At 63.9% G+C, this 18,707-nt stretch carries 16 protein-coding genes and 1 pseudogene; 12 read left to right on the plus strand and 5 right to left on the minus strand.

The features are described from left to right. Window positions 1-264: 264 nt before the first annotated feature. Window positions 265-954, plus strand: a complete 690-nt coding sequence (locus BW992_RS18745) for a phosphoribosyltransferase (protein WP_072458972.1) — start codon at window positions 265-267, stop codon at window positions 952-954. Window positions 955-975: 21 nt separating this feature from the next. Here BW992_RS18745 and BW992_RS18750 read toward each other — a convergent pair whose 3' ends face one another. Continuing rightward, window positions 976-2,343, minus strand: coding sequence for an erythromycin esterase family protein (locus BW992_RS18750; RefSeq protein WP_076406894.1), 1,368 nt, complete (start codon window positions 2,341-2,343; stop codon window positions 976-978). A 168-nt stretch (window positions 2,344-2,511) separates the two neighbouring features. On the opposite strand from BW992_RS18750, the gene BW992_RS18755 reads away from it, so the two are divergent. The 5 genes from BW992_RS18755 to BW992_RS18775 all read left to right on the plus strand — a co-directional run bounded on the left by BW992_RS18755 (window position 2,512) and on the right by BW992_RS18775 (window position 8,184). After that, the gene (locus tag BW992_RS18755; protein WP_076406895.1) at window positions 2,512-3,243 is read left to right on the plus strand and encodes a GntR family transcriptional regulator; all 732 of its coding nucleotides are present in this window, start codon (window positions 2,512-2,514) and stop codon (window positions 3,241-3,243) included. A gap of 134 nt (window positions 3,244-3,377) precedes the next feature. Next, on the plus strand, window positions 3,378-4,667 hold the full coding sequence (locus tag BW992_RS18760; protein WP_076406896.1) for an MFS transporter: 1,290 nt from the start codon (window positions 3,378-3,380) through the stop codon (window positions 4,665-4,667). A gap of 27 nt (window positions 4,668-4,694) precedes the next feature. Beyond that, a complete protein-coding gene (locus BW992_RS18765; protein ID WP_076406897.1) occupies window positions 4,695-5,525 on the plus strand; it encodes an amidohydrolase family protein in 831 nt (276 codons plus the stop codon). 95 nt (window positions 5,526-5,620) lie between these two features. Further along, window positions 5,621-7,795 carry a PAS domain-containing sensor histidine kinase gene (locus BW992_RS18770; protein WP_076406898.1) on the plus strand — a complete coding sequence of 725 codons (2,175 nt, stop codon included), beginning with the start codon at window positions 5,621-5,623 and terminating at the stop codon, window positions 7,793-7,795. A 2-nt stretch (window positions 7,796-7,797) separates the two neighbouring features. Continuing rightward, window positions 7,798-8,184 carry a response regulator gene (locus tag BW992_RS18775; RefSeq protein WP_076406899.1) on the plus strand — a complete coding sequence of 129 codons (387 nt, stop codon included), beginning with the start codon at window positions 7,798-7,800 and terminating at the stop codon, window positions 8,182-8,184. 19 nt (window positions 8,185-8,203) lie between these two features. Here BW992_RS18775 and BW992_RS27245 read toward each other — a convergent pair. Beyond that, a pseudogene (locus tag BW992_RS27245) lies at window positions 8,204-8,326 on the minus strand (LysR substrate-binding domain-containing protein); the annotation flags it as partial. Between the two features lie 246 nt (window positions 8,327-8,572). On the opposite strand from BW992_RS27245, the gene BW992_RS18785 reads away from it, so the two are divergent. After that, complete coding sequence (locus BW992_RS18785; protein ID WP_072458968.1) at window positions 8,573-9,745, plus strand: (R)-mandelonitrile lyase; 1,173 nt, start codon at window positions 8,573-8,575, stop codon at window positions 9,743-9,745. Here BW992_RS18785 and BW992_RS18790 read toward each other — a convergent pair. From BW992_RS18790 to BW992_RS18800, 3 genes are all read right to left on the minus strand, one after another. After that, window positions 9,733-10,626 carry a LysR family transcriptional regulator gene (locus BW992_RS18790; protein ID WP_072431520.1) on the minus strand — a complete coding sequence of 298 codons (894 nt, stop codon included), beginning with the start codon at window positions 10,624-10,626 and terminating at the stop codon, window positions 9,733-9,735. The genes BW992_RS18785 and BW992_RS18790 overlap by 13 nt on opposite strands. A gap of 65 nt (window positions 10,627-10,691) precedes the next feature. Continuing rightward, window positions 10,692-11,720: an alpha/beta hydrolase gene (locus tag BW992_RS18795; RefSeq protein WP_076406901.1), complete on the minus strand. Its 1,029-nt coding sequence runs from the start codon at window positions 11,718-11,720 to the stop codon at window positions 10,692-10,694. Between the two features lie 22 nt (window positions 11,721-11,742). After that, entirely contained in the window at window positions 11,743-12,192 is a 450-nt protein-coding gene (locus BW992_RS18800; RefSeq protein WP_072431521.1) for a cyclophilin-like fold protein, read from the minus strand. 124 nt (window positions 12,193-12,316) lie between these two features. On the opposite strand from BW992_RS18800, the gene BW992_RS18805 reads away from it, so the two are divergent. The 5 genes from BW992_RS18805 to BW992_RS18825 all read left to right on the plus strand — a co-directional run bounded on the left by BW992_RS18805 (window position 12,317) and on the right by BW992_RS18825 (window position 18,655). Continuing rightward, on the plus strand, window positions 12,317-13,240 hold the full coding sequence (locus BW992_RS18805) for a LysR family transcriptional regulator (protein ID WP_072431522.1): 924 nt from the start codon (window positions 12,317-12,319) through the stop codon (window positions 13,238-13,240). A 288-nt stretch (window positions 13,241-13,528) separates the two neighbouring features. Then, on the plus strand, window positions 13,529-14,011 hold the full coding sequence (locus BW992_RS18810; protein ID WP_076406902.1) for a formate dehydrogenase subunit gamma: 483 nt from the start codon (window positions 13,529-13,531) through the stop codon (window positions 14,009-14,011). After that, entirely contained in the window at window positions 14,005-15,564 is a 1,560-nt protein-coding gene (locus BW992_RS18815; RefSeq protein WP_072396646.1) for a formate dehydrogenase beta subunit, read from the plus strand. Before BW992_RS18810 ends, BW992_RS18815 begins: the two co-directional genes overlap by 7 nt. Further along, window positions 15,561-18,437 (plus strand): formate dehydrogenase subunit alpha, encoded by a 2,877-nt coding sequence (gene fdhF, locus BW992_RS18820; RefSeq protein ID WP_076406903.1) that lies wholly within the window; start codon window positions 15,561-15,563, stop codon window positions 18,435-18,437. Before BW992_RS18815 ends, fdhF begins: the two co-directional genes overlap by 4 nt. Beyond that, window positions 18,434-18,655, plus strand: a complete 222-nt coding sequence (locus tag BW992_RS18825; protein WP_072396650.1) for a formate dehydrogenase subunit delta — start codon at window positions 18,434-18,436, stop codon at window positions 18,653-18,655. Before fdhF ends, BW992_RS18825 begins: the two co-directional genes overlap by 4 nt. The last annotated feature ends 52 nt before the right edge of the window (window positions 18,656-18,707 follow it).

The following is an 18,707-nucleotide window of genomic DNA, read 5'->3' on the forward strand; positions in this document are numbered from 1 at the left end:
GGAAGGGATCCTCCGATGGACAAGCATAGATGCTTGAACAGGTCACGCCTGTTATTTGTCAGCCGATGCCGTACCGACGGTCGATTGGCGGAGCCTGAGGCAGGTATTTCCCGCGCAGGTTGTCGTGGCTGCAGGTCTCGGGCCGGCAATTGACATCAATCAATGCCAGCGCCGCGGTATCGGAGGACGCTGGATCGAGCCGACAGGCTGGGTTCGGCGAATTCATCACGAACGGGCAGGCGTCGTCGCCTGGGGAGGTTTCCAATGGGTCAGAGTCCCTCGCTGCAAACCGTCTTGAAGGACCGGCACGCCGCAGGACAAGGACTGGCGAACCATTTGCTCAAGTACGCCCATCGACCGGATGTTGTCGTGCTGGCCCTGCCTCGCGGCGGGGTTCCGGTGGCGTATGAAGTCGCCACCGCCCTGCGAGTGCGCCTGGACCTGATGCTGGTGCGCAAGCTGGGCATGGCGTCGAATCCGGAGTTCGCCATGGGCGCCATCGCCAGCGGCGGGATCAGAATCCTCAATGACGATGTCCTGCGTGCGCATCCGATCGACCAGGACCGCTTCGACGCGGTGGTCGAGCAGGAATCTCGCGAGCTGATGCGTCGTGAACAGGCGTACCGGGGCGCACGCGCGCCGCTGCCGCTCAAGGACCAGGTGGTGATCCTGGTCGACGATGGCCTGGCGACGGGAGCCTCCATGATGGCGGCGATCCACGCGGTGCGAACCCAGGCACCTTCGCGCATCGTCGTCGCCGTACCGGTTGCCCCCTTGGAAACCCTGGAGGCCTTGCGCAGCGAGGTGGACGAGGTGATTTGCCCATTGGTGCCTGAGTGGATGATCTCGATCGGTCACTGGTACGAGGACTTTTCCCAGACCCCGGATGAAGTCGTCATCGATCTGTTGCAGCGTGCCTGGCAACGAGAGTCGACGGGCGACCTCCTTGCGTAGGGTCAGGCTTGCGCTGGCCGGCTACACGCCGAACGGAAAGATTTCGTCTTCCGATTCGATTGCCTGGCCCTCGGGCAATGCCAGTGCGGTCACCGGTTGCGTCTGTTCGACCCAGATCATGGCGTCGAATTGCTCGGCCAGCACGGCCTCGAAGTAATGACTGTGGCGCTCGGTTTCGGGGCGGTAGATCACGCCGATGGCCCTTTGCAGCAGGGGCTTGGAGAGGGCGTGGCGCAGCTCAGTGCGTCGCGGGTCTCGCCAGTCGGTCAATGACCCCGCGATGCCGGTCTCAAGGAACTGATGTTCCCAACTGTCGGGGCGGGACGGCCGGATATCCTTGATGAGCATGTCGCCGTCCCAGTCATCGGCCGCTGCCACCTGGCCACGGTCGGTGCCCATGCCGATCAGCACCGCGTCGTGGCCATGGGTGTTGCGGCAGAGCTGGCCGATATTGAATTGGCCCTGCCAACCCATCTCTGTGGCGGCCGCGTTGCCGATATGGGAGTTATGTGCCCATACCACTGCTTTCGCCTGGGGGCCGCGGTGTTCCAGCAGAGCTTGCAAGGTGTCGAACATGTGTTGGTCGCGCAGGTTCCAGGAGGTGGTCGATCCACGGTAGATCGCCCGGTAATAATGCTCGGCCGCTTGGACGACCCGTGCATTCTGCGCGGCATTGAAAAATGCCTCGTCGTCCTTGACCAACCCGGCCAGCCGTTCGGCCAACAGGGTATTGAGCTGCTCGACCACCGCATTTTCACAGGGCATCAAGCCATCGCGCTCGACGAAGTGGCCGTACAACGCAGGCTCATCCTGCCAGGGCGTCAGGCAGCCATACCGCCGTCGGGCTTCCTGGGCCAGTCGGGGATCGACCCGTTCCAGGTAGGCCAACACTTCATGGATGGAGTTGCGCAGGCTGTAGATATCCAGCCCGCGGAATTCGACGCGGTTGTCCGGGGCCAGCCGCTGGTTGTAGCGATGCAGCCAGTGGGCAAACGCCCTCACATCGGTGTTGCGCCACATCCAGGTCGGGAATCGGCTGAAGATGTGCCGTTTCCACGCCGAGGGTGCCAGTCCCCGGACGTATCGGTCCAGATGGCCCGCGTCCGGCCAGTCCGCTTCGACGGCGACGATGTTGAAGCCGTGCCGCTCGATCAGGCGTCGGGTGATGGCCGCCCTGAGTCGATAGAAGTCGCTGGTGCCATGGCTGGCCTCGCCGATCATCACTACCCGGGCGTCGGCGTAACGGTCGAACATCGGGGCGAAGTCAGGTGAGTCCGGATCGGGCAGCGGTTCGGCGTATCGCCGCAGGAGCGAGGCGATGACTGTCTTCCCGTCGGGAAGAGGGGAGCCGTGGGAGCCTTGCGGTGCGTCTTGCGAGGGCGTGGTCATATCGTCATCCCCTTGGGGGTGGATGTTCGATGGCGACGCTGACAGCAGCCTCGGTCGCTCCGTTCGTCAGCCAGCCTCTGTTTCCATTCTTGACAACAAACCATCGGGAAGCAAATACTCGCCGCCAAGATTCATATATATGACTAGATAACAAGGTGAATAAGGTCGATGAAATCTCTTCCCAGCGATGTCCGCCTGCCGCTCTATCAACGTCTGCGAGACCAATTGGCTGAGCAGATCGCCAATAACCGTTGGCGTCCGGGGGAGGCGATCCCCACCGAGGCGGCGCTGTCGGCGGAGCACCAGTTGTCCACGGGCACCGTGCGCAAAGCCATCGATGCCCTGGTCAGCGAGGGCATCCTCGAGCGCCAGCAGGGCCGCGGGACGTTCATTCGTCGGCCGCAGTTCCAGTCGTCGCTGTTCCGCTTCTTCCGTTTCCAGAGTGCATCGGGCGAACGTCGGGTGCCGGAAAGTCGCATCCTGTCCATCGAGCCGGTGACCGCACCGTCGGCGGTGGCCCAGGCATTGGGGCTGCCGGCCGATGCGCCGGTGATTCGTATTGTCCGGGTGCGTCTGCTGGATGTGAAACCGGTGCTCGCCGAGGAGATCTGGTTGCCCCGCAGCCGGTTTCAGCCGTTGCTCGAACTCGACCTGAACCAGAAAGGGCCGTTGCTGTATCCCATCTACGAAGAAGCCTGCGGTCAGGTGGTCGCCTATGCCCAGGAAACCCTCACCGCCGAATCGGTGAATGAAGTACACGCGCGGTTGCTGCACGTGCCGGTCAACAGTGCGGTAGTGGTGATCGAGCGCCTGGCCCGCGACTACGCCGGCAACCCCCTGGAGTGGCGACGCTCTCGCGGGCATGCCGAGCATTTCCGCTACAGCGTGGAAATCCGTTGACCCCGCCGGATTAGCGGGGCGCTCGGCGGCGTATCGGTCGCCGCTGTCTCGATCGTTTTGTTTGCCATGACTGGCCCAGCAGCGGCGCGGTTCGCTCTCGGCTGCCTTTCGTTCCACCTATAAGGACAAGAATCATGTTCAGTTGGTATCGCCAGATCACTGCGCGCGAGCGCAAAACGTTTTGGGCCTGTTTCGGCGGATGGTCGCTGGACGCGCTGGAAGTACAGATGTTCGGCCTGGCGATACCGGCGCTGATTGCCGCCTTCGCCTTGAGCAAGGGCGACGCGGGGCTGATCAGCGGTGTCACCCTGGTCACTTCGGCCCTGGGTGGCTGGGTCGGCGGGACGCTGTCGGACCGTTACGGTCGGGTGCGCACGCTGCAGTGGATGATCCTGTGGTTCTCGTTCTTCACGTTCCTGTCGGCCTTCGTCACCGGCTTCCACCAGTTGCTGATCGTCAAGGCCTTGCAAGGCTTCGGCATCGGCGGGGAGTGGGCCGCCGGTGCGGTGTTGATGGCCGAAACCATCAATCCCAAATACCGCGGCAAGGTCATGGGTACGGTGCAGAGTGCCTGGGCGGTGGGGTGGGGGCTGGCGGTCGGCGTCTTCACGCTGATCTACTCCCTGGTGCCCCAGGACATGGCCTGGCGCGTGATGTTCATCGTCGGCCTGTTGCCGTCGCTTTTGATCATCTGGGTGCGGCGTAACGTGGAGGAGCCGGACACCTTCCAGCGGCTGCAGAAGGAACAGGCCATCCCACAGAGTTTCTTCAAGTCCCTGGGCGGGATCTTTCGTCCCGAGCTGATCCGCGTAACCTTGTTCGGCGGTCTGTTGGGGCTGGGCGCCCACGGCGGTTACCACGCGGTGATGACCTGGCTGCCGACTTTCCTCAAGACCGAGCGCAACCTGTCGGTGCTCAATTCCGGCGGCTACCTGGCAGTGATCATCCTGGCCTTCTGGTGCGGGTGCGTGGTCAGCGGCCTGTTGATCGATCGCATCGGCCGGCGCAGGAACATCGTGCTGTTCGCGCTGTGCTGTGTGGTGACCGTGCAGTGCTACGTATTCCTGCCCCTGAGCAATACCCAGATGCTGTTCCTGGGATTCCCCCTCGGTTTCTTCGCAGCCGGTATCCCGGCGAGCCTCGGGGCATTGTTCAACGAACTGTACCCGGCGGACGTGCGCGGCGCCGGCGTGGGTTTCTGCTACAACTTCGGCCGGGTACTGTCGGCGGTGTTTCCGTTCCTGGTCGGTCACATGAGTGACTCGATGTCCCTGGGCTCGGCCATCGGCATCGATGCGGGAATTGCCTATGGCGTGGCAGTGATCGCAGCCCTTTGCCTGCCGGAAACCCGTGGCCGCAGCCTGGAAGCTGCGGCCGCACCAGCGAAAACCGCCGAGATCGATAACCAGAGCGTCCGGGCCTGACAGGCCCGCCCTTGATAGATGAAACCCATGTTCGAGACCTGTTCCACGCCGCTTACCGGCATCGATTCCCATGCCCATGTGTTCAGCCGTTCACTGCGGCTGGTCCCTGGCCGGCGGTACACACCGGATTACGACGCCACGCTGGCGCAGTACCTGGCGCACTTGCACGCCCATGGCCTGAGCCATGGTGTGCTGGTGCAGCCCAGTTTCCTGGGCACCGATAACAGTTACCTGCTGGCGGCGCTGCGGCAGGCGCCGGAGCGGTTGCGAGGCGTGGTCGTGCTGGAGCGCGATGTCAGTCGCGCCGCGCTGGACGACCTGGCCGGGCAGGGCGTGGTGGGCGTACGCCTGAATCTGATCGGCAGGGCCTTGCCCGATTTGCGTGACGTTGCCTGGAAGGCGTTCTTCGGCCATGTCGCTGAATTGGACTGGCATGTGGAGTTGCATGCCGGCGTGGAGGCGTTGCCGGGCCTGATTCGTCAGTTGCTGCCGTTCGGCGTCAAGCTGGTGGTCGACCATTTCGGCCGTCCGGATGCACGCCTGGACACCGCCCAACCGGGTTTTGCCGAGTTGCTGGAGCTGGGATCGACCGGTCAGGTGTGGATGAAGGTGTCCGGCATCTATCGACTGGGCGGGACGGACCCGCAGAACATGGCCTTCGCCCGGGCCGCGCTGGCCCTGCTGGAGCAGGGTTTCGGCCCGCATCGCCTGGTGTGGGGCAGTGACTGGCCCCATACGCAGCATGAACGCCACATCGTTTTCGCGACGGTGCTGGAGCAGTTGAACGCATTGGCGTGTCCAGCGCCGCTGAGGCATGCGTTAATGGTGCAGGCGCCTCGGGTATTATTCGGTTTTTGAGAGGCCAGTACGATAAATCCCGGTTTTCCTGAACTCGTGAGGGCGATGGGGATCTAGAGTCAATTGCGTCAGTGCGAAAAGATCGAGGATGACCCGTGTCGAACGTTGAAGAGCTACCCAGGGAAGCACTGGCGCCGAGTGAATACGAAAGCCTTGTGTCGATAGGCGCGAACGCGCTCGAAGCCATTCCCGGCGCGGTGTACCTGTGCGATCACCAGGGCTGGCTCGTGCGGTACAACAGCGAGGCCGCCCAGCTTTGGGGCCGCACGCCTGTGCTGGGGGAGAACGGCGACCGCTTCTGTGGTTCCCATCGCCTGTTCCTCACTGACGGCACCCCCCTGGCGCCCGGGGATTGCCCCATGGCCCAGGCCCTCAGCGAAGGCAGCGTGACGCGCAACCAGGAAATCATCATCCAGCGCCCGGATGGCTCGCGATTCGTGGCGCTGGTGAACATCCGGGCCCTGAGGGACCGGCAGGGCGTCATCCAGGGGGCCATCAACTGCTTCCAGGACGTCTCGGCCCATCACGCCATGGCCGAGGAGTTGCGGCGCAAGAGCGCCGACCTCGAGGACTTCTTCGAAAACAGCGCCGTGGGCCTGCATATTGTCAGTGGCGACGGGATCATCCTGCGTGCCAACAAGGCCGAGCTGGCGCTGCTGGGCTACTCCGAGCAGGAGTACATCGGCCGTCATATCACCGACTTCCATGTCGACGAGCCGGTCATCGGCGACATCCTCCATAAACTCGCCAGCGGCCATTGCCTGGATCGTTATCCGGCGCGACTTATGGCCAAGGACGGCTCGATCAAGCATGTGGCGATCACCTCCAACGGTCGGTTCGAGGAAGGAAAACTCTTCAATACCCGCTGCTTCACCATCGACCTGACCGGCGTGTACGCTGCCGAGACGGCGCGCCAGCAGAGCGATGACAGGCTGTCGGCGACCTACGAAGCGGCCACCATCGGCATTGCCGAGGCCGATATCCATGGCCGTCTGCTGCGTGTGAACGATGCCCTGTGCACCATGCTGGGCCGGTCTCGCGAAGAGCTGCTGGCGATGACCTTCCTGGACTATACCCACCCGGACAGCGTCGAAGAGGATGCCGCCCAATACGAGCGGCAGGTGGCCGGCGAGCTGGACAGCTACGTCGTGCGCAAGCGGGCCTTGAAGCCGGACGGCGAGATCATCTATCTGGACGTCTACAGCTCGTCGGTCCGGGATGCCAACGGTGGGTTCTGCTACGGCGTGCGAGTGATCCAGGATGTCACGGCAGCTCGTCGAATGGAGATCCAGGTTCGCGAGAGCGAGCGGCACATGCGCAATCTGCTCGAGGCCTTGCCAGCGGCGGTCTATACCACCGACGCGCAGGGCCGCATCACGTTCTACAATCGGGCGGCGGTCGAGCTGTCGGGCCGCACGCCGCAATTGGGCGATATGTGGTGCGTCACCTGGAAGCTGTTCAACACCGACGGCACACCCCTTGCCCACGACGAGTGCCCCATGGCGGTGGCCCTGAAGGAAAACCGCCCGATACGAGGCGTGGAGGCCGTCGCCCAGCGTCCCGATGGCAGCCTCGTACCGTTCACCCCGTATCCCACGCCCCTGCACGACGCCGAGGGGAACCTGGTGGGGGCGATCAACATGCTGGTGGACATCACCGAGCGCAAGCAGGCGGAAAACCGGCAGAAAACCCTGATCGACGAACTCAATCACCGGGTCAAGAACACTCTGGCCACGGTGCAATCCCTGGCGGTGCAGACGGCCCGCGATGCGAGCGATGCGAAGGACGGCTACAGGCGCTTCGAAGCAAGGCTGCTGGCGCTGTCGCGGGCGCATGACCTGCTGACGAGACGGCACTGGGGCAATACGCCCCTCGATTCCCTGGCCCAGGAGGTGCTCATGCCGGTATTCGGTCATGAGCCCGACCGTGTCACGGTCAAGGGCGAGTCCATCGATGTCGGTACCCGGGTTGCGCTGAACCTCACGATGACCCTCAACGAACTGGCGATCAACGCCCTGAAATACGGTGCCATGTCGGTCGAGACCGGCACGGTGGCCGTCACCTGGGACCTGCAGCCCCAGGCCGATGGCACGCTGTTTACCCTGGACTGGCAAGAATCCGGCGGGCCTCCGGTCTCCGGGCCGGAGCGAGAGGGGCTGGGGTCGCGCTTGATGAAGCGTTGTATCGAGCGCGATCTGGGAGGCCACTTTGACCTGCGCTTCGTCCCGGAGGGCGTGTCCTGTCGTTTCTCGTTCCTGATCGGAGCCTAGGCATGACACCATTCGCCGGGGTCAGGGTGCTCCTTGTCGAGGACGAGGGTACGATCGCCCTGTTGATCGAAGAGATGCTGGAAGACTTCGGTTGTGCAGTGGTGGCGTCAGTCGCCCGGTTCGCACAGGCGCTCGATGCAGCGGCGACGGTGCAGGTCGACCTGGCCATCCTGGATGTCAACCTGGCGGGAGAGCGGGTTTTTCCGGTGGCCGACATCCTGCGCAGTCGCGATATTCCCTTGCTGTTCAGCACCGGCTACGGTCCCAGCGGCGTCCCTGCCGAATACGCCGGATACCCTGTGCTGCGCAAGCCGTTCTCGGAAAGCCAGCTGCAGCATTGCATAGCCCTTGCGCTGAAGGGCGCTGGCGAAAGCAGCGACACCGACTGACTCCCCGCCGTGGGTCCCATCAGTTTCCAAGCCCCTGGCTGTTGCGAATCAATTCATAGGCCCGGCGCACCAGGGGATTGACAGTATGGGGCCGAATCCACAAGTGATAGGTCACGTCCGGCAGGCGCGGCAAACCAGCGTTTACTGCCTGCGCGGGCGCGTCCCGGATTGATGCGCTTGCGATATGAGTGCTATGCAATTGACGCGGTTTATCGATCAATCACCCGAGGGTAACGTGCTTCTGTGAAATCAATTCGAGAGGCAAGCCAATGACACAGCGTCTTGACCCACCCAGCATGCCCGTCGAAGCGGCGGTGGGTATCTCCTGTTTTGCACCCCGGCCCCGTCGTCTTCTCCAGGGCACCCGGATCCCAAGGAGCCGTCGGCCATGAAAAAGACCCTGATAGGTATTGCGGTATGTGCCGCCGCGCCTTTCACCGGTGCCGTCGGTTCGGACAGTGCCGGGGAATCCCGGATGTCGCAGCAGATCAGCCGGGCGGGCAGCCAGGCGGTGGTGGCGGGCCCTGGAGAGTTTTTCACCGGGCAGGTACGTGTCGAACCGTTGTTTCCCGCGGCAGCGGATATCGATGCGTCCGGCGCTTACGTCAGCTTCGAGCCGGGCGCGCGTTCGGCCTGGCACACCCATCCCGCAGGACAACGTCTGGTGGTGGTTTCCGGTGTGGGGCTGACCCAGGAATGGGGCAAGCCGGTGCAGAGAATCCACCCGGGTGACGTGATCGTCTGTCCGCCGGGCGTAAAGCATTGGCACGGTGCCGCACCCATGAGCGCCATGACCCACCTGGCTATCACCGGCACGGTGGATGGCAAGAACGTGGAGTGGATGGAGCAGGTCAGCGACCAGCAATACAATGCCGGCGCAACGCTGACGTCACCCGCCAGGTCGGATGCCCAGGCGGTTTCGGCAACGCTATCGGCCAAGCAACAGGCCATCCCGCTGATCGCCGCTGCCATGGCGACGAGCGACATGCCGGGCCTCGATGCGGCCTTGAACCGAGGACTGGATGCGGGCCTGACCATCAGCGAGGCGAAGGAAATCCTGGTGCAGCTCTACGCCTACAGCGGGTTTCCCCGCAGTCTCAATGCGCTTGGCGAACTGATGAAGGTGGTGGAGGCGCGCAAGCAAGATGGCGTACAGGATGATCCGGGGCGTGAGCCCGCCCGCGCGATTCCCACTGGCGATGCGCTACTGGCAGCGGGGCGGGCCAATCAGACGCGGATTGCCGGCGCTCCCGTCCAGGGGCCCTTGTTCGACTTCGTCCCGGTAATCAACCAGTACTTGCAGACGCATCTGTTCGGAGACATTTTCGAGCGCGACAACCTGGACTGGCAAAGTCGTGAGCTGGCGACGGTTGCCGCGCTGGCCGTCACCCCCGGCGTGGAGTCGCAGCTGCGTTCGCACATGGCGGCCAGCCTGCGAGTCGGTCTGAGCGTCACGCAGTTGCGACAATTGATAGGGCTGCTGGGTGAGCAAGGGAACGCCGCTGCGGCCAGGCGTGCCACCGAAGCGCTGGACGCTGTCCAGCCCCGTCAACCGTCGTAGCGCAAGGCTTCGCGCAGCAGCGTGAAGGCCGGTGAGTTCTGGCGTCGGCTTGGGTAGTAGAGGTGGTAGCCGGAAAACGGTTCGCACCAATCTTCCAGTACCCGGATCAGCCGGCCTTGCGCTACGGCGTCCTGCACCAGGTCCTCGGGCATGAAGGCCAGCCCCAACCCTGCCAGCGCAGCCTCCAGGCGCATGGCAATGGTGTTGAAGACCAGTTGGCCTTCTACCCGGACGTTCAGCTCCTGTCCGTCCTTTTCGAATTCCCAGACGTAGAGACCGCCGTGGGTCGGCATGCGAAGGTTGATGCAGTTGTGTGCCGTGAGGTCGTCAGGGATGAGAGGCTTGGCATGCCGAGCGAAATATGCCGGGGAGCCGACGACGGCCATGCGCATGTCCGCAGCGATGCGCATGGCGATCATGTCCTTGGCCACTTGCGGGCCGAGCCGCACCCCAGCATCGAACCCCTGTGCGACGATGTCGACGAACCCGTAGTCGACGATGATTTCGATACTCAGGTCGGGGTGGTCAGGCAGCAGCCTGGCGAGAGCAGGCTGCAGGACCTTGATGGCGGAATGCTCGCCGGCGGTGATGCGCAATTTCCCGGCCGGTTTATCGCGATACTCGCTGAGCATCGCCATTTCGTTGTCGATCTCTTCGAACCGCGGTGCCACCACCCGCAGCAGATGTTCGCCCGCTTCGGTCGGCGCGACACTTCGCGTGGTACGCGACAACAGCCTGACTCCCAGCCGTTGCTCCAACTGGCGCATCGCCCGGCTCAGGGCCGGTTGCGAGAGGCCAAGCTTGGCTGCGGCCCGGGTGAAGCTGCGCTCCCGGGCCACGGCAGCGAAAATGGCGAGTTGGTCGTAGCGCTCGGTGGTCATCGATCCGTCTCTGGTATGAGCAGGGCGGGATTATGTCATCGGTGAATGGCCGGTTGGCGCAATTGTCACTTCAGATTGCTCTGGAAGAAGGTGGTGAGCTTGTCAAAAGGGATGAGATCGACCCGATCGTAAAGATCGACATGGCCGGCCCCGGGGACGATGACCAGTTCTTTCGGTTGCCCCGCAAGTTTGTAAGCCTCTTCGCTGAACTCCCTGGAATGCGCATCGGCGCCAGTGATGAACAGCACGGGGTGGGGCGAGATCGTCTCGATGTCGTTGAGTGGGTAGAAGTTCATGAACTTGATGTTGCTGGTCAGCGTCGGGTGCGTAGTGAGATCCCTGGACGAACCCGGTGGCGTGTATTCCCCACGCGGGGTGCGGTAGAAGTCGAAGAACTCGCGTTGGATCGGATGGGTATTTTCATCCAGTTGATGCACCGTGCCACTGGTGTAGAGCGTTTCACCGCCCGCGAACTCCACGCTACGCTGCTGGGTGGCCTGGGCGATGATCGCCCGGCGTTGTTCCAGCGTCTGGGAGTGCTTCAGTCCATTGCGATTGACGCCGCCCATGTCATACATGCTGACCGTGGCGATGGCTTTCATGCGCGGATCGATCTTGGCTGCGCTGATCACGAAACTGCCACTGCCACAGATGCCGAGCGCGCCGATCCGTTCCTTGTCGACATTGGGCTGGACACCGAGAAAATCCACCGCGGCACTGAAGTCTTCGGCGTACAGGTCCGGCGAGACCGCATTGCGCGGCTGCCCCTCGCTTTCGCCCCAGAACGAAAGGTCCAGGGACAGGGTGATAAAACCTCTTTGCGCCAGCTTGGTGGCATACAGATTGGCGCTCTGTTCCTTGACCGCGCCCATCGGGTGGCCTACCACGATTGCCGGATGCCGGCTCTGGTCATTGAGTTTCCTTGGAATGAACAGATTGCCTGCCACTTTCATCTGATATTGGTTCTTGAAGCTGACCTTGCGCACGATCACCTCCTTGCTGGTGTAGAAGTTATCGGCGCCGTCAGACATATCGGCCGCAGTGGCGGACAACGAGCTGAGCAGCAATGTCATTGAGGCGATGAGTCTTTTCATGGGCAATCCTGTCGATTCGGGTTTATCGGTTGCGGTGAAACGTCACTTGCACACCCCGACGGCCGAGTGCCTGGGCCAGCTTCGCGGTGTCTTCCACCCGACCCAGGCGCGTGTAGGCGTAGGCGGTTTGGAAATCCAGGTAGAAGAGGACCAGGGTGTCCGTGCCGTACAGCATCAGGTCCCCGTTGCGGATCGCTCCCGGCTTGCTCTCCTGGGCCGGGAACGCCTGGGGGAGGGTGGCGTATTTCTCGTTGCGGTTGAGATCGCTCATGTCCAGCGTCAGTGGCAGTGAAGCGACAAACGCGCGAGCCGCCGCGTTGTCGGCCAGGGTGATGGCGAAACGTTGTTCGCCGACGGTCATCCACATGTCGGGTTTCTCCATTGTCGAAGCTGCCGCTGCAGCACCGTTCATGGCCAGGTGACTGGCCAGTGTGAGCACCACCGACAGCCCGCACCGCCTTGAGCCTTTCATCGCAACTGCGCCTTCGCTCTTTACGTGGCGTAATGGTGACGGGGGAAGGCTGATGCGACTAGCTAATGGATACTTAACAGGGCTATAAGCATGACTAATCAATCCCTGTCGAAGTGCTTGCGCCATGGTCAGAAGAAATCTCAACGATCTGCTGTCTTTCGTCACGGTGGCCCGGGAAGGCAGTTTTACCCGCGCCGCCGGGACGCTGGGGGTCACCCAATCGGCACTGAGCCAGGCAATCAGTGGTCTGGAAGCGCGTTTGCGGATCAGGTTACTGACGCGCAATACCCGCAGCGTTTCGCCGACGGTCGCCGGGGAGCGGCTGCTGCAAGCCATCGGTAACCGCTTCGATGAGATAGAAGCCGAGCTGGACAGGCTCACGGAGCTGCGCGACAAGCCCGCCGGCACTGTTCGCATCACCTGCGGCGACCATGTCTTGCGTACGACATTGCTGCCCAAGCTCACCGGATTACTGCACCAGTACCCGGATATCAACGTCGAGTTCGACGTGAGCTACGGATTTCGGGATATCGTCGCGGACCGCTTCGATGCAGGCGTACGCCTGGGCGATACCATCGACAAGGACATGGTCGCGGTTCCCATCGGTCCCTCGTTGCGCATGGCCGCCGTTGCGTCGCCAGGGTATTTCGCCAGCCGCGCGATACCCGCAAATCCCCGGGACCTGATCGATCATCGCTGCATCAACCAGCGCATGCAGACGTCAGGTGGGCTCTATGTCTGGGATTTTGAGCGACAAGGCGAACCCGTCAACGTGAGGGTGGACGGGCAGCTCATTTTCAATACCTCCACCCATATCGTGGAGGCAGCATTGGCGGGGCTGGGGGTCGCGTACCTGCCTGAAGAAGAGTTTGAACCGCACCTTCGAGAAGGTCGGCTGGTTCGGGTGCTGGAAGACTGGTGCCCACCGTTTCCAGGCTACTATCTGTACTACCCCAGCCGACGACAACCCTCGCCGGCGTTCACCCTGGTTGCCAACGCGCTGCGCAAACCCATCGAGGGCTCCCATGGGCCGGGCGGCGACCGGTGAGCCCGGATCTGCGCATCGTCTATTCTTAAGGCAGTGCCGGGCCGCGAGGACCCTGCGCAAAAGTCGTCGCTTTCAGGACACGTTGAGTCGTCCACGTGCAATCGCCGCCCCTTGGGAGTGGCAAGCTGTAAAGATGCCCCCGGATCAGGTGCGCCAAGACACCCGACCGGAGAGCAAGGAGGGCGACCGGATTTGCCACGCTACCGTGACGTGGACCGGACGCCGCAGCCAAGACTCCGGACGGCTGCCGCCAGGCGGCGGTATCGTTCGAGATGCCGAGGTACGTTTATGCCTGATGAGACGCTTCACCTGCCTTTGATCCACAGCGTTCTGGAACGCGAGAAGGACACCCCCGGTGCCTTGCTGCCGATTCTCCACGCCATTCAGGAAGGTTGCGGGTATGTACCTGACGCCGCCGTCCCTGAAATCGCCCATGTCCTGAACCTCAGCCAGGCTGAAGTGCGCGGTGTGATCAGCTTCTACCACGATTTCCGTACAACGCCGCCCGCGCGCCATACCCTGCGTCTGTGCCGGGCGGAGTCGTGCCAGAGCATGGGCGCCGAAGGCCTGGCCGCCCAGTTGCGCGAACACCTGTCCCTGGACGACCACGGCACCAGCGCCGACGGCAGCATCAGTCTGCGGCCGGTCTATTGCCTGGGGGCCTGCGTCTGTTCGCCGGCCCTGGAACTGGATGGTGAACTGCATGCTCGGGTCACGCCCGAGCGCTTGCGCCAGCTGGTGACCGGTTGCCTGGAGGACGGCGCATGCTGAACCTCCATATCCCTCAGGACTCGGTGTCCCGCGCCGTGGGCGCGGACAAGGTGGCGGCCGCCCTGGCCCAGGAGGCCGAACGTCGTCAGGTGCCGCTGCAGCTGCGGCGGACCAGCTCCCGTGGCCTTTATTGGCTGGAGCCGCTGGTGGAGCTGGACAGCGGCGGCGTACGCTGGGGCTTCGGCCCCGTGACGCCCCAGGACGTGCCCAGCCTGCTCGATGCCCTGGCCGGCGATCCCGCCAGTCATCCATTGGCCCTCGGGCCGGTGGAGCAGATCCCCTATCTCAAGACCCAGCAGCGGCTATTGTTCGCCCGCGCCGGTATCACCCGGCCGCTGTCGCTGGACGATTATCGTGCCCAGGGCGGCTTCCAGGGCCTGGCCCGGGCCCTGCAGATGGAAGGCGCCGACGTGGTCGCCAGCGTCCTCGATTCGGGCTTGCGAGGCCGGGGCGGGGCGGCATTCCCGGCGGGCATCAAGTGGCGCACCGTGCGTGAAGCGCAGGGGCCACAGAAGTATGTGGTCTGCAACGCCGACGAGGGCGACTCGGGCACCTTCGCCGACCGTATGCTGATGGAAGGCGATCCCTTCCTGTTGATCGAAGGCATGACCATCGCCGGCATCGCCGTGGGCGCCACCCTGGGCTACATCTACGTGCGTTCGGAATACCCGGACGCCGTGGCGACGCTGAACAAAGCCCTGGTCATCGCCCGGGAGGCCGGTTACCTGGGCACGAACGTGGGCGGCAGTGGCCGCACGTTCGAGCTGCACGTCCGGGTGGGGGCCGGTGCCTACATCTGTGGCGAGGAAACCGCTCTGCTGGAGTCCCTCGAAGGCAAGCGAGGCACGGTGCGCGCCAAGCCGCCGCTGCCGGCCCTGCAAGGCCTGTTCGGGCTGCCGACGCTGGTGCATAACGTGCTGACCCTGGCGTCGGTGCCGATCATCCTGGAGAAGGGCGCGCAGTTCTACCGCGACTTCGGCATGGGCCGCTCCCTGGGCACCATGCCGTTCCAGCTGGCCGGCAACGTTCGCCATGGCGGCCTGGTGGAGCGCGCCTTCGGCCTGAGCCTGCGGGAGCTGGTGGAAGGCTACGGCGGCGGCACCGCCAGCGGCCGTCCGCTGAAGGCCGCGCAGGTGGGCGGCCCGTTGGGCGCCTGGGTTCCACCCGCGCAGTTCGACACGCCGCTGGATTACGAAGCGTTCGCCGCCATGGGCGCGATGCTCGGCCACGGTGGCGTGGTGGTTGCCGATGACAGCCTGGACATGGCCCACATGGCCCGTTTCGCCTTGCAATTCTGCGCCGAGGAGTCCTGCGGCAAATGCACGCCGTGCAGGATCGGCTCGACCCGTGGGGTCGAGGTGGTGGATCGCCTGATCGCCAGTACCGATGCCGGGGCCCGACAGGAACAGGCCCTGCTGCTGCAAGACCTTTGCGACACCCTGCAATACGGTTCGCTTTGTGCCCTCGGTGGGATGACCTCCTACCCCGTCGCCAGCGCCCTCAAGCACTTTCCCGCCGACTTCGGTCTGGCGCCCCTGGAGGCCGACCAATGATCACTGTCTTCGACCCTAAAACGGATATCGACCTCGGCACCCCGGCGCGGGACAGCGAGGTGCAAGTCAGCCTGACCATCGATGGCCGCGAAGTCAGCGTCCCATCCGGTACTTCGGTGATGCGCGCCGCGGCGCTGCTCGGTACCACCATCCCCAAACTCTGCGCCACCGACAGCCTGGAGGCCTTCGGCTCCTGCCGCATGTGCCTGGTGGAGATCGAGGGCATGCGCGGCTATCCGGCTTCCTGTACCACGCCGGTGACCGAAGGCATGGTGGTGCGTACCCAGACCTCCAAGCTCGCCACGCTGCGCCGCAACGTGATGGAACTGTACATTTCCGACCATCCGCTGGACTGCCTGACCTGCCCGGCCAACGGTAACTGCGAACTGCAGACGGTGGCGGGGCAGGTGGGCCTGCGCGAAGTACGCTACGGCTATGAAGGCGCCAACCACCTGACCGAGACCAAGGACGTCTCCAACCCGTACTTCGATTACGACCCGAGCAAATGCATTGTCTGCAGTCGTTGCGTACGGGCTTGCGAGGAGGTCCAGGGCACCTTTGCCCTGACCATCAGCGGGCGCGGTTTCGACTCCCGGGTGGCGGCGGCCGGCGGCGACAATTTCCTCGATTCCGAATGCGTGTCCTGCGGTGCCTGCGTGCAGGCCTGTCCGACAGCGACCCTGATCGACAAGAGCGTCGTGGAGATCGGCCAGCCGGAACGCAGCGTCATCACCACCTGCGCCTACTGCGGTGTGGGCTGCTCCTTCCGTGCCGAAATGAAGGGCGAGCAACTGGTGCGCATGGTCCCGGACAAGAACGGCCAGGCCAACCATGGCCACTCCTGCGTCAAGGGGCGTTTCGCCTGGGGCTACGCGACCCACCCGGACCGCATCACCAAGCCCATGATCCGCAAGCACATCAACGATCCATGGCAGGAGGTCAGCTGGGACGAGGCAGTGACCTATGCGGCCAGCGAATTGCGGCGCATCCAGCTCAAGTACGGACGCGACTCCATCGGCGGCATCACCTCCAGTCGTTGCACCAACGAAGAAACCTACCTGGTGCAGAAGCTGGTGCGCACGGCTTTTGGCAACAACAACGTCGACACCTGCGCCCGGGTCTGCCACTCGCCCACGGGCTATGGCCTCAAGCAGACGCTGGGTGAGTCCGCCGGTACCCAGAGTTTCGACTCGGTGATGAAGGCCGACGTCATCCTGGTGATGGGGGCCAACCCCACCGATGCCCACCCGGTCTTCGGTTCCCAGCTCAAGCGCCGCCTGCGCCAGGGCGCCCAACTGATCGTCATCGATCCACGGCGCATCGACCTGGTGGACTCGCCCCATGCCCGGGCCGAACTGCACCTGCAGCTGCGTCCCGGCACCAACGTGGCGATGCTCAACGCATTGGCCCATGTGATCGTCACCGAAGGGCTGGTGAACCAGCGCTTTGTCGACGAGCGCTGCGAGCCGGCGGATTTCGCGCGCTGGCGCGATTTCGTCAGCCTGCCGGAGAATGCCCCGCAGGTCCTGGGCCCGGTCTGCGGCGTGCCCGCCGAACAGATCCGCGCTGCCGCGCGGCTCTACGCCACCGGCGGTAACGCGGCCATCTACTATGGCCTCGGGGTCACCGAGCACAGCCAGGGCAGTACCTCGGTGATGGGCATCGCCAACCTGGCGATGGCCACCGGCAACATCGGTCGGGAAGGCGTCGGGGTGAACCCGCTGCGTGGACAGAACAACGTCCAGGGCTCCTGCGACATGGGCTCGTTCCCCCACGAGTTGCCCGGCTACCGGCACATTTCCAACGAAGCGGTGCGGGCCCAGTTCGAGCAGGCCTGGAACGTGACCCTGCAACCCGACCCGGGCCTTAGGATCCCGAACATGTTCGAGGCGGCCCTGGACGGCTCCTTCAAGGCGCTGTACTGCCAAGGGGAAGACATCGCCCAGAGCGATCCCAACACCCAGCACGTGACGGCGGCCCTGTCGGCGATGGAATGCGTGATCGTGCAGGACATCTTCCTCAACGAGACGGCCAAGTTCGCCCACGTGTTCCTGCCGGGCAGCTCCTTCCTGGAAAAGGACGGCACCTTCACCAACGCCGAGCGCCGTATATCCCGGGTGCGCAAGGTGATGGAGCCGCTGGCCGGCAAGGCCGACTGGGAAGCCACCATCGCCCTGGCCGATGCCCTGGGCTACAAGATGAACTACAGCCATCCTTCGCAGATCATGGATGAGATCGCCCGCCTGACGCCCACCTTCCACCGTGTCAGCTACGCCGAGCTGGAGCGTCATGGCAGCCTGCAATGGCCCTGCAACGACGCCGCGCCGGATGGTACGCCAACCATGCACATCGATGAGTTCGTGCGCGGCAAGGGGCGTTTCATGCTCACCGGCTACGTGCCGACCGAGGAGAAGGTCAACAGCCGCTACCCGTTGTTGCTGACCACCGGACGAATCCTCAGCCAGTACAACGTCGGTGCCCAGACCCGCCGGACCGAGAACGTGGCGTGGCACGAAGAGGACCGCCTGGAAATCCATCCGACCGACGCCGAGAGTCGCGGCATCGTCGATGGCGACTGGGTCGGCATCGGCAGCCGCGCCGGGCAGACGGTGCTGCGGGCCAGGGTCACCGAGCGGGTGGCGCCGGGCGTGGTCTACACCACGTTCCACTTCCCTGAATCGGGGGCCAACGTGATCACCACCGACAACTCCGACTGGGCCACCAACTGCCCGGAATACAAGGTCACGGCGGTGGAGATCGTGCGGGTCAGCCAGCCTTCGGAATGGCAGAAGCGCTACCAGGCGTTCAGTGACGAACAAAGCCGCCTGCTGCGCGAGCGCCGCCATGCCGAAACCGCCGAGGTGCGCCGATGAGTTGCGAAAGCCTGATCAAGATGGCCAACCAGATCGCCCAGTACTTCGCCAGCGAACCGGATCACACGCTGGCGGTGAATGGCGTGCGTCAGCACATCAAGAGCTTCTGGACCCCGGGCATGCGCCGGGAACTGGCCGAGTGGCAGGAGAAACATCCGGATGCGGCCCTCCACCCACTGGTGGTGGAGGCACTGACGGCGTTTCGAGAGCCCGCCTAGCGAGCGGATCGTTGGCTCGAGGGAGGGATCACGCCGTATCGATCCCTCCCAC

Source organism: Pseudomonas sp. 7SR1, from assembly GCF_900156465.1.
GTDB lineage: Bacteria > Pseudomonadota > Gammaproteobacteria > Pseudomonadales > Pseudomonadaceae > Aquipseudomonas.

Bases quoted from the DNA above. Each gene is read 5' to 3' on its own strand.
- BW992_RS18805 (WP_072431522.1), top strand. From the start codon at position 12,317: ATGGTCAGAAGAAATCTCAACGATCTGCTGTCTTTCGTCACGGTGGCC.
- BW992_RS18775 (WP_076406899.1), top strand. From the start codon at position 7,798: ATGACACCATTCGCCGGGGTCAGGGTGCTCCTTGTCGAGGACGAGGGT.
- BW992_RS18750 (WP_076406894.1), bottom strand. From the start codon at position 2,343: ATGACCACGCCCTCGCAAGACGCACCGCAAGGCTCCCACGGCTCCCCT.
- BW992_RS18815 (WP_072396646.1), top strand. From the start codon at position 14,005: ATGCTGAACCTCCATATCCCTCAGGACTCGGTGTCCCGCGCCGTGGGC.
- BW992_RS18755 (WP_076406895.1), top strand. From the start codon at position 2,512: ATGAAATCTCTTCCCAGCGATGTCCGCCTGCCGCTCTATCAACGTCTG.
- BW992_RS18795 (WP_076406901.1), bottom strand. From the start codon at position 11,720: ATGAAAAGACTCATCGCCTCAATGACATTGCTGCTCAGCTCGTTGTCC.
- BW992_RS18760 (WP_076406896.1), top strand. From the start codon at position 3,378: ATGTTCAGTTGGTATCGCCAGATCACTGCGCGCGAGCGCAAAACGTTT.
- BW992_RS18745 (WP_072458972.1), top strand. From the start codon at position 265: ATGGGTCAGAGTCCCTCGCTGCAAACCGTCTTGAAGGACCGGCACGCC.
- BW992_RS18825 (WP_072396650.1), top strand. From the start codon at position 18,434: ATGAGTTGCGAAAGCCTGATCAAGATGGCCAACCAGATCGCCCAGTAC.
- BW992_RS18810 (WP_076406902.1), top strand. From the start codon at position 13,529: ATGCCTGATGAGACGCTTCACCTGCCTTTGATCCACAGCGTTCTGGAA.
- BW992_RS18765 (WP_076406897.1), top strand. From the start codon at position 4,695: ATGTTCGAGACCTGTTCCACGCCGCTTACCGGCATCGATTCCCATGCC.
- fdhF (WP_076406903.1), top strand. From the start codon at position 15,561: ATGATCACTGTCTTCGACCCTAAAACGGATATCGACCTCGGCACCCCG.
- BW992_RS18800 (WP_072431521.1), bottom strand. From the start codon at position 12,192: ATGAAAGGCTCAAGGCGGTGCGGGCTGTCGGTGGTGCTCACACTGGCC.
- BW992_RS18785 (WP_072458968.1), top strand. From the start codon at position 8,573: ATGAAAAAGACCCTGATAGGTATTGCGGTATGTGCCGCCGCGCCTTTC.
- BW992_RS18790 (WP_072431520.1), bottom strand. From the start codon at position 10,626: ATGACCACCGAGCGCTACGACCAACTCGCCATTTTCGCTGCCGTGGCC.